Annotated in this window: 13 protein-coding genes and 1 pseudogene; all 14 read right to left on the reverse strand. The window is 60.8% G+C overall.

Annotated elements, in window-relative coordinates:
* Positions 1-129, reverse strand: a pseudogene (locus QZ326_RS08905) (ribonuclease HII); the annotation flags it as partial.
* Complete coding sequence (locus QZ326_RS08910; RefSeq protein ID WP_295744136.1) at positions 83-628, reverse strand: hypothetical protein; 546 nt, start codon at positions 626-628, stop codon at positions 83-85. The pseudogene QZ326_RS08905 and the gene QZ326_RS08910, both read right to left, overlap by 47 nt.
* The gene (locus QZ326_RS08915) at positions 625-1,149 is read right to left on the reverse strand and encodes a hypothetical protein (protein ID WP_295744139.1); all 525 of its coding nucleotides are present in this window, start codon (positions 1,147-1,149) and stop codon (positions 625-627) included. The genes QZ326_RS08910 and QZ326_RS08915 overlap by 4 nt, the downstream gene beginning before the upstream one ends.
* A 17-nt stretch (positions 1,150-1,166) precedes the next feature.
* On the reverse strand, positions 1,167-1,682 hold the full coding sequence (locus tag QZ326_RS08920; protein WP_295744141.1) for a hypothetical protein: 516 nt from the start codon (positions 1,680-1,682) through the stop codon (positions 1,167-1,169).
* Positions 1,679-2,569 (reverse strand): ribosome biogenesis GTPase YlqF, encoded by an 891-nt coding sequence (gene ylqF / locus QZ326_RS08925; protein WP_295744143.1) that lies wholly within the window; start codon positions 2,567-2,569, stop codon positions 1,679-1,681. The genes QZ326_RS08920 and ylqF overlap by 4 nt, the downstream gene beginning before the upstream one ends.
* Positions 2,566-3,171 (reverse strand): signal peptidase I, encoded by a 606-nt coding sequence (lepB, locus tag QZ326_RS08930; RefSeq protein ID WP_295744146.1) that lies wholly within the window; start codon positions 3,169-3,171, stop codon positions 2,566-2,568. The genes ylqF and lepB (QZ326_RS08930) overlap by 4 nt, the downstream gene beginning before the upstream one ends.
* Positions 3,172-3,176: 5 nt before the next feature.
* Entirely contained in the window at positions 3,177-3,770 is a 594-nt protein-coding gene (lepB, locus tag QZ326_RS08935; RefSeq protein WP_295744148.1) for a signal peptidase I, read from the reverse strand.
* Positions 3,771-3,877: 107 nt separating this feature from the next.
* Entirely contained in the window at positions 3,878-4,219 is a 342-nt protein-coding gene (gene rplS, locus QZ326_RS08940) for a 50S ribosomal protein L19 (RefSeq protein WP_295744150.1), read from the reverse strand.
* A gap of 146 nt (positions 4,220-4,365) precedes the next feature.
* Positions 4,366-4,977 (reverse strand): hypothetical protein, encoded by a 612-nt coding sequence (locus QZ326_RS08945; protein ID WP_295744153.1) that lies wholly within the window; start codon positions 4,975-4,977, stop codon positions 4,366-4,368.
* Positions 4,961-5,929: a M23 family metallopeptidase gene (locus tag QZ326_RS08950; RefSeq protein ID WP_295744156.1), complete on the reverse strand. Its 969-nt coding sequence runs from the start codon at positions 5,927-5,929 to the stop codon at positions 4,961-4,963. The genes QZ326_RS08945 and QZ326_RS08950 overlap by 17 nt, the downstream gene beginning before the upstream one ends.
* 107 nt (positions 5,930-6,036) lie before the next feature.
* On the reverse strand, positions 6,037-7,359 hold the full coding sequence (locus tag QZ326_RS08955; RefSeq protein ID WP_295744159.1) for an FAD-dependent oxidoreductase: 1,323 nt from the start codon (positions 7,357-7,359) through the stop codon (positions 6,037-6,039).
* Positions 7,360-7,399: 40 nt separating this feature from the next.
* Positions 7,400-8,392: a 3'-5' exonuclease gene (locus QZ326_RS08960; RefSeq protein WP_295744162.1), complete on the reverse strand. Its 993-nt coding sequence runs from the start codon at positions 8,390-8,392 to the stop codon at positions 7,400-7,402.
* Positions 8,393-8,481: 89 nt separating this feature from the next.
* A complete protein-coding gene (tsf, locus tag QZ326_RS08965) occupies positions 8,482-9,399 on the reverse strand; it encodes a translation elongation factor Ts (protein WP_295744165.1) in 918 nt (305 codons plus the stop codon).
* A gap of 36 nt (positions 9,400-9,435) precedes the next feature.
* Positions 9,436-9,626, reverse strand: a 191-nt coding sequence (locus QZ326_RS08970) for a 30S ribosomal protein S2 (protein ID WP_295744166.1), incomplete at its 5' end; no start/stop codon positions are given.

Raw genomic sequence — 9,626 nt, forward strand, 5'->3', positions numbered from 1 at the left:
CTCACGGGGCAGGATCACGGCTGCGGCGTACACCGGCCCCGCCAGGGGGCCCGCCCCCGCCTCGTCCACTCCACAGAGAAGGTCAAAGCCCTGATTCCACTGCTGCCGCTCCGGGGTCCACAGGTCCATCGGCCGTCTCTCCTCTCGTTTTTGCCCGGCGGCGGAGCCAGGCTATATAGGCAGACTGGACCAGACACAGCAGTCCCCCTCCCAGGCAGCCAATGCAGAACACAATCCGTATGCTAATCCTCTGCCCCAGTGCCAGCCACGATAGGGCGCCATACTGGAAAAGCGGCATCACAAAGGCACCGAGCAGAATTCCCACCCCATCGACAGCTCCGTTTAGACGCTCCCCAAGCAAAAATATGATCGGCATAACCATAGAAAACAGACAGCAGATCGCCCACCACCATTTCAATTTGCAAAGCAGCTTTCCACTTCCCCAAAAATACAGCAGCACGTTCAGAACCAGTATACTCAGAATCCAGAGCCCCAGGGCAATCCAGGTCCGGTCCGAGTAGGTATAATAAAATCTCTCAAAAAACGTGACGGCATTTGTGTACAGCTGGAGAACAATCCACATCGCCAGCACCGCAATGGTACAAATCTTTCCTGCCTTTCCACTCATGTTGTCTCCTCCAACTGGGAGTTTTCATCTGCTCGCAAATCCCTGCAGCCCCCTGCCAGACGATACAGCCACAGGAACCAGACAAGATGGCCCGCACACAGCGCAAATATCACCGCCAGTATGAGAATATCGTTCACCATCACCAGCTCCAGAACAGGAAGCAGATGGACAAAGGGCAGGAGAAGCAGGAACAAGATTACAAGTCCTTTGTCGGCCGCTCCTGTCAGACATATTGCAAGAATAATGGCGGTGACCGCACCGCATACGGCCCAGAATTTTGCCAGCACCCGGCCAGCGGTCCGGCTCCGGGCAAAATACGCCAGTCCGTCAAATACCAGCAAGCTCAGCAGATACGCCGCCGTCAGCGCATAGCCCTGCCAGCCATAGCTGTGGCCATCGCCGTGGTCAATGGAGTGGACGCCGTTATAGATTGCAGCCCAGACATGAAAAATCACCCAGCTGACACCGGCAAACACCATTCGGCCCAAAAGCCGCTCCCGGTGCGGATTCGTATGTTCCACCGGCACCTCCCACATGTTCACATACCTCTCTGCCCGGTCAACAGCCCCTTTTTCGCCAGCAGATTCACAAACTCTCCGTAACCCGGAAGGATAGCCCGGACAGGAAAACGCCTCCCGTCCGGAAAGGTAAAGTACCAGCCGTCCAGCAAGAACACCGCTCCCCCGGGCTCGATCTCCCGGAGACTGTGCACTGTCACACCGCCGGGGCGAAGATCTCCCCAGCGATAGGAGCGGCGTTCCCGCCGGTTCAGGACAAAGACCACCATCTCCTCGTCGTAGAGGATGCAGCCTGTGCCCATGAAGAAGATATGGAAGGCAAAATACACCACAAAGGCCCCGAAGAAAGGAACGCCAAGATAGTAGATCAGCCTCTCCCGGCCCGGAGCCACGCCGATGGACTCCAGCACCGCCGGGTCCGAGGAAACCTGACCTGTGACCAAGGCCCAAACGCCGTAAATGGTGCAGAGCAGCGCGAAAAGCCACACCAGAACCGACACCGCCAGCATCCAAACGCTGGGACCCACTCGTTTCATGCAGCTCCTCCCTTCTGGTCAGGCAGCTCCAGAGTGAACCTTCCCAGCCTGCCGCCCCGAAACTCGTCCAGCAGGATTTTCGCCATCCGCTCCGTGTCCACCTCGCCGCCGGAAATCAGAAAGCCTCGCTTCCGGCCCGCGGCCTCAAGAAGGCGGTAGCCGTAGGCGATGTTGTTCTCCCCCTCCTCCCGCTGCGGCAGAGACGGCAGCTTATACCCCGCCGTCAGCGCGCCGGGATACCGCTCCCCCAGGTAGGCCATCAGATGGCAGCCCAGGGTCTCCACATCTAGAATGTCATCCTTTACCGCGCCGGTATAGGCCAGATTCAGCCCCACGCTCTGGTCCTCAAATTTCGGCCAGAGGATGCCCGGGGTGTCCAGCAGCTCCAGCCCCTTGTCAATGGGCACCCACTGCTTGCTCCGGGTGACGCCGGGGCGGTCCTCGGTCCTGGCCGTCTTCCGGCCCGCCACTTTGTTGATAAAGGTGGACTTGCCCACGTTGGGAATCCCCAGGATCATCACCCGAATTATCCGGCCCGCCTGGCCCTTTTCGGCATAGGCCCGAAGCTTGTCCGCCAGCAGCTCCCGCACGGCGGCGGCAAATTTTGCCGTCCCTGCGCCGCCCTTTGCGTTGGATTCCAGCACGGCATAACCTCTCGCCCGGAAATAGGCAGCCCATCGCCTCGTCGCTTCCGGGTCCGCCTGGTCCACCCGGTTCAGAACAACAAGCCGGGGCTTCCCCGCTGTCAGCTGGTCCACATCCGGATTCCGGCTGGAAACAGGGATGCGGGCGTCCAGAATCTCACACACTGCGTCCACATTTTTCAGCTGTTCGGCGATCATTCGCCGGGTCTTGGTCATATGGCCGGGATACCACTGGATATTCACACAATCACCCCGATCCGGTGGAAATCCCGTTTCAGCGTCTCCTCATCCGGCCCCGGGAAGGCCACCACCACCGCCCTGCCGATAACATAGCGGGTGTCCACCGTACCCAGGTTGGAATCCCGGCTGTCGCTAGAGCGGTTGCGATTGTCGCCCATAACGAAGATGTGGCCGTCCGGCACCGTCAGGGGGAACTCCGTCCCCTCCTCCAGGAAGGTCAGCTCATTGATATAGTCCTCCTGCAGAGGCTCGCCCTCCACGTAGACCGTGCCGCTGTCAAAGTCGATGTCTACCGTCTGGCCCGCTGTGGCGATGACCCGCTTGACAATGGGGTCTTTCAAAAAGGTGTCCTTCCGCAGCACCACCACATCGCCGTACTTGTAGTCGTGGTACAGCACGGAGTTCAGCACCAGCATCCGGTCCCCGTCCTGCAGTGTAGGCAGCATGGAGTGCCCGTCCACGCCGATCAGCCGCGCCACAAAGGTGAACAGCACCACCACTGCCAGCACGGAGCACACCAGCGCCTGCACCCACTCGTAAGACTCCTTACCGTCGGACTTTTTTTCCTCCTGCTGGCTCTCCAGCTTTTCTGTATTTTCTTCCATGGTTCTCAATCCTCCTGGTTTAACATTCCCATCCGGGACCAATTCCGCTCTTTGGTCTCCTCCGCCGCTCCCGGTACCGCCAGGTAAAACGCCCGGCCAATGACACCGCGGATGTCCACCGGTCCCAGCGCCGGGTTCCGGCTGTCGTCGCTTCCGTTGCGGTTGTCGCCCATGACAAAGACACAGCCCTCCGGCACCGTCAGGGGAAACTCCGTCCCCTCGTCCGTGAAGGTGGGCTCCCGAGTGTAGGGCTCCTCCAGCGCCGCGCCGTCCACATAGACAGTCCCAAGGGCAAAGTCGATATCCACCGTCTGGCCCGCCGCGGCGACGACCCGTTTTACGATGGGATTTCCCTCATGAAAGCCCGGCTTGCACAAAATCACAATGTCCCCCGGGACATAGTCTCCGCAGAGCCAGCCGTCCAGCACCAGCAGCAGATCGCCATCCTGCAGGGTCTCCCGCATCGACCCGCCGGACACGCCAATGATCCGGACAGCGAATGTAAAGAGCACCACTACCGCCAACACGGAGCACACCAGCGCCTGCGCCCACTCGTACAATTCCTGGCCCGGCATCCGGCCCCTTGTTCTCTTTCCCATCGGCAAAGCTCCCAATTCGTTAATTTTTATAGTATAGCAAAAAATCCTTGACTTCACAAGCCCATGACAAGAAAAAAGAGAGGCCGCAGCCTCTCTTTATCTCCGGATCAAAGCTTCTCCTTGACCTTGGCGCTCTTGCCCACGCGGCCACGCAGATAGTACAGCTTGGCCCGGCGGACCTTACCGTTGCGGACGATCTGAATGGTATCGATAGAGGGAGAGTGCACAGGGAACACCTTCTCCACGCCCACGCCGTAGGAGATACGGCGGACGGTGATGGTCTCCTCAATGCCGCCGTGCTTCTTAGCAATGACAGTACCCTCGAAAACCTGGATACGCTCGCGGGAGCCCTCCTTGACTTTCACGTGGACACGTACAGTGTCGCCGATTTTGACGGTGGGTACTTCGCGGGCCAGGGTTTCTTTGTTCAGTTCCTTAATGAGATCCATGGATTGACTCCTCCTAAAATATAGGCGTTCATGCCGCTTTCCATGGGCGCCGGAACATATCTCACCGGCCCACGGCAGAGGACCACCCTTTGTAGCCTGCATAGGATATCACATCCAGCGACAAAATGCAAGAACTTTTTTACAGATCAGGAATTTTTCAACCCCCCCAACCACAGCTCCCGCCCTGCCGCCGCCAGCAGGCCCGCCGCCGCAGGCAGCAGCCACAGACTGCCCCCCGTTCGGACCATTACCCAGACCAGCGACGCTGCCAGAATCAGCGACGCGCCTCCCCCCGCCCACCGGACAGCCTTCTCACCCTCCGCAGGCCCGGCGGCCCAGGCAGTCAGCAGATACAGGGCCCGCCCACCATCTAGGGGGCGCACAGGAAGCAGGTTAAAGGCGCACAGCACCAGATTCGCGCCGCTGAACACTGCCCACCGTGTTCCTCCCAGCAGCGTCAGCAATGCGGCACACAGGAGATTTGCCCCTGGTCCTGCCAACACCGCCGCCAGCTCGCCGGGGTAAGAGAGGCCTCTCCTGTCCGCCGCCAGCTCCGCGCCAAAAATACCGATCTTCAGCCCGTTAATAGGCGCACTCAGCAGCCACAGCACCAGACAGTGCCCCAGCTCGTGGACGGCGGCGGCCCCCAGCACAGTCCCCAGCAGCTCCCAGCCGTTATCCAGAGCAAACCAGGCCGTCAGCAGACAAAACCCTGGTGAAACGCGGATGCGGTTCGGCAGGTCACACAGCCGCCACATAGTAAATTGGGTTTAAGTACACGCCGTTTCGCTGGAGCTCGAAATGCAGATGGGGCCCGGTGGCCGCGCCGGTCTCCCCCACCTCCGCGATCTTCTGCCCCTTATACACTGCCGTGCCGGAGGCGGCCGTCACCCGGCTGCAGTGAGCGTACAGTGTGGAGTATCCTCCTTCATGGGCCACAATACAGTACCTCCCATAACTGCTGCTCTCCCCCACTGCCGTCACGGTGCCGTCGGCAAAGCAGCCGATCTCTGTGCCGGTCTCTGCCGCCAGGTCCACGCCGTAGTGGAAACGCTCCTCTCCCTCCACCGGATGCTCCCGGTACCCAAAGTTGGAACTCAAGGCCCCAGCAAGCGGAGCACAGTAGTCAAAATCCAGGATTGCCTGTTCCAGGCTGACATTGCTGGGCAGGTTCTGGTCGGAATAGAGTACATAGGCCAGCGCGGCCGCCTCCGTCCGCCCCTGGCCATCGGAGAGCTGTTCCTGAACGCCGCCCCCGGTTTCCGCCGCCGGTTTCTCTGTATCCCGGTAGGCCCGCAGGGTATCCATGGCCGCTGGAAGCTCCCCCAGCGCGGCAGTCTCCAGCACCTCTCCGGGCTCCTCCGGATGAAATACCGCCCGGTACACATCCCGGGCCGCGCCGCCCACATCAGACTCCCCTGCAAAAGCTCTGCCCACGGCGGAAAATACCGCCCGCACATCCACATTCTGCTCCATAGGGCCTGTCAAAAACCGGTCGATCTGGGCCATTCTTCCCGGCAGCAGCAGCTTCACCGCCACCAGCAGGACAAATATGCCCCCGCAGGCCACCAGCTGGATCAGGCGGCGGCGCTCTCCAGCGCTCAGGAACTCCTGTTTCCGCCGGACCGCCTGCCGCGCGCCGCCCCGGCTCCGTCTCCGCCGCTCCGCCGCAATGGTGCCGATCCTCCGTCCCGCCTGCCTTGAGGTCATGGCCGTCCCCTCCTTTTCATTCTTAAAAATTGTATGCGCCGGTATTTGTGGATATGCCTTCAGAGGAGGGGAAACAGCACAGGACCGCCGGTTTCCCGGCGGTCCTGTCACTGTGGTTCACTTTCAGATTTATAGCCTTTGAGATCTCCTGTGGCCGGATTGTCAATCAGACGCCCCTCCCTTGTAAAGCGGGAACCGTGGCAGGGACAGTCCCAGGTGCGCTCCTGGGGATTCCATTTCAACGCGCAGCCCATGTGAGGACACCGCGGCCTTGCCGGTTTCAGCAGGCTCAGCACCGCCTCGGCGGCGTTGACTGCCAGCTGGGGCCGGAGTATCGTTCGAGAGGGAGAGAACACCGGAGCCCATGGATTCTCCCGGCCTGTCACCAGGTCCCCCAGGAGCATAGCCGCCGCCATGGAGGAGGTCATCCCCCATTTGTTGAAACCCGTGGCCACGTAGAGTCCCTGGGTTCTGGCGGAATAGGGCCCGACATAGGGTACGCCGTCCAGCGTCATACAGTCCTGGGCCGCCCAGCGGGCCCGTTCTCTGGAAGCCGGGTAATACCGGGCTGCGCACCGCTTCAGCTCCTTCCAGCCGCCGCCCTGTCCTCCGGTGCGGTGGCCTCCGCCGCCCAGAAGCAGCAGCTCCCCGGCGTTCCGGAGGGACAAGCCGTCCTCCGCCTCGTCCACATACATTCCCGCCACATCAGCGGCATTCTCCAGCGCCAGAACATAAGAACGACGCTGGTACATCTTGAGAAAATAGCTGCCGTGCTTGTTGAGGAACGGAAAGTGGGTGCAGACAATCATCTTTTCCGCCCGGATCTTCCCTGCCGGTGTCGCCGCCACACAGGGCCCCAACTCTAAAACCGGCGTGTGTTCGTAAATGCGGAGCCCTTTTGAGATCGCCGCCGCGAACCGCAGCGGATCAAACTGGGCCTGGCCGGGAAAACGCACCGCCCCAGCTGTAGAAAATGGCAGCGGCGTCTCCTCCTTCAGCTCCGCCGAAACCCCCAGCGCCTCCAAGGCCCGCAGCTCCTGCTCCAGCTTTCTCCTGTCACTCCGGGAATAGACGAAAGCATCCTTCTCCTCAAATCCGCAGTCTATTCCGGTACACAGCCGCCGGTATTCCCGCACAGCCGCCTGGTTGGCCTGCAGATACATCCCCGCCCGCTCCGCGCCGAACTGCCGCAGAAGTTTGTCATAGATCAGCCCGTGCTGGGAGGTAATCTTGGCCGTGGTGTCTTTCGTTATGCCGCCGCAGAGTGCATCGGCTTCCACCAGGATATTCTCCACGCCCAGCTCCGTCAAACGGCGGGCACACAGCAACCCTGCCAGCCCGCCGCCGATGACCAGCACATCCGTACGGCAATCGCCTTGCAGAGAGGGAAACCGGGGAAGCTCCGTCCCTCTGGACCAAATTGACTCCATCTTTCATCACCGGAGATAGTATGCGGCATTCCCGAAATTTTTAAGCGTTCTTTTTTAAAACAGCGGCCGGTTTCGCCTCCTGCTGATGCCTCCGCCGCTTTCCGGCCCCGCTCCGGCAGACGTGGGTGCCGCCCTGCCGCGCCGCCTCGTACTCCTGCATCAGCTCCGGCGTGATGGCCGGGACAGACCGCCGCCCCACCCAGGCACCGTCCTCCCGAGCGGTCAGCGTCAGCCGGCATAAAAACCGCCCATGTTCCTGACAGCGGAACACCGCATAATAGACCAGAGGGACCGCCGCGCCTCTTGGCCGCGCAAAACTCCACCGGCTCACAGAGCCCACCCGTCCGCACACGGGGCAGCTCGGATGCCGCCCCGCCTTGGCATTCAAAACATCCGCCGGGCTGGACAAAGGTCCCACTTTCCGGCGGGACTGCCGCGGAAAGGGCAGTTTAGAAAGACGCGGCGAGAGCAGTCGGCGAGGCTTTTTCCGCTTGTCCGGCCGGTAGGCCAGAGCCTCCGGTGTGATCCAGCCGGCTACCACAGCAGTGTACATGGCGTCATTGAGCGCATTGTGATAATCGAACACATCCGGAATGCCGCAGTACTCCGCCGCCCGCCACAGCGCCACCTGCTGTTCCGTGCCCACCAGATAAGAAAAGGCCATCTGGAGGTCGCAGACCGTCTCCACCGGCACTGGAGGGATTTTCCAGTATTCGCAGTTCTGCCGCAGCGCTTTGAAGTCGTCTCCGCCGCCCCAGGCGGCGAAGGCAGTCTCTCCCCCGCACCAGGCCCGGAACTGCTCCAGCGCAGCGGGAAACTCCACCGTGGACTGAACGGAGGCCTGGAGTTCCGGCAGCTTCCGCGCCCCCGGGTCAAACCGCTTGTGAACCGTGGGTCTGATGAAAATGCTGAACGTGTCCACAATGGGTCCGCCGATCTCCGTTACCCGGACCGCACCGATCTGAAGAATCTCGTCCAGAGGTTTTTTGTCATAGCTGCGGTTCCACTCCAAGTCCAGGATAATCATCTGCATCACTTCTTTTCTCTCTTGTTCTCTCCGCGTACCGGCAAAAGGCCCGGGGCAACGACAGTTGCTCCGGGCCCGTGGATGCAATCGGGATATCAGCCCTTCACCATGGAGGCAATCTCCTCGGCGAAGTTCTCCTGCTTCTTCTCGATGCCCTCGCCCTTCTCAAAGCGCACGGCATCCTTGAAGGTGATGGTGCCGCCCAGGGACTTGGCGGCGGCGGCCAGATACTTCTCTACGGTCAGATCTCCGTCCTTCACAAACTCCTGCTGGAGCAGGCAGTTTTCGGTGTAGAACTTGTTCAGCTTGCCCAGGACAATTTTCTCCCGGACCTGCTCAGGCTTGGAGGCCATCTTGGGATCGTTCTCCATCTGGGCCATCATGATCTTCTTCTCCTCGTCCAGGACATCCTGGGTCACCTGGGTCTTATCCCAGAAGCGGGGATTCAGCGCGGCAATCTGCATGGCCACATCCTTGCCGGCCTCTTCCACCTTCTCGGCGGGCAGGTCGGTATCCAGATTCACCAGCACGCCGATCTTGCCGCCGGCGTGGACATAGGGAACGCAGACGCCGCCCTCGAAGCGGGCAAAGCGGCGGACCTTGATATTCTCACCGATGACCAGGACCATCTCCTGCTGCTGCTGGAGAACAGTCAGGTCAGTGCCGTTGTACTTGCACTCCATCAGAGCGTCCAGGTCAGCGGGATTTGCCGCGGCCACAGTGGCGGCCACACCCTTGACGAAGTCCACAAACTTCTCGTTCTTGCCGACAAAGTCGGTCTCGGCGTTGACCTCCACCACGACGCCCACACCGTTCACAACGGCGGCATAAGCCATGCCCTCGGCGGCAATACGGTCAGCCTTCTTCACAGAGGCAGCCAAACCCTTCTCACGCAGGTACTCGATGGCCTTGTCCATATCGCCGTCAGAGGCGGCCAGGGCCTTTTTGCAGTCCATCATGCCTACGCCGGTCATCTCGCGCAGGTTCTTTACATCAGTCGCGCTGAAAGCCATAATTGCGTTCCTCCAAATTTATTGTATCGCCGTATCTCACTCGGCGGCGGCAGGGGCGGCTTCCTCGGTCTGCTCGCCCTGGCGGCCCTCCAGCACGGCGTTGGCCATGATGGAGGAGATCAGCTTGATGGCCCGGATGGCGTCGTCGTTTCCGGGGATCACATAGTCGATTTCGTCGGGGTCGCAGTTGGTATCGGCGATGGCCACCACGGGGATGCCCAGCTTGT

Source organism: uncultured Oscillibacter sp. (genome assembly GCF_910587525.1).
Classification (GTDB): domain Bacteria; phylum Bacillota; class Clostridia; order Oscillospirales; family Oscillospiraceae; genus Oscillibacter.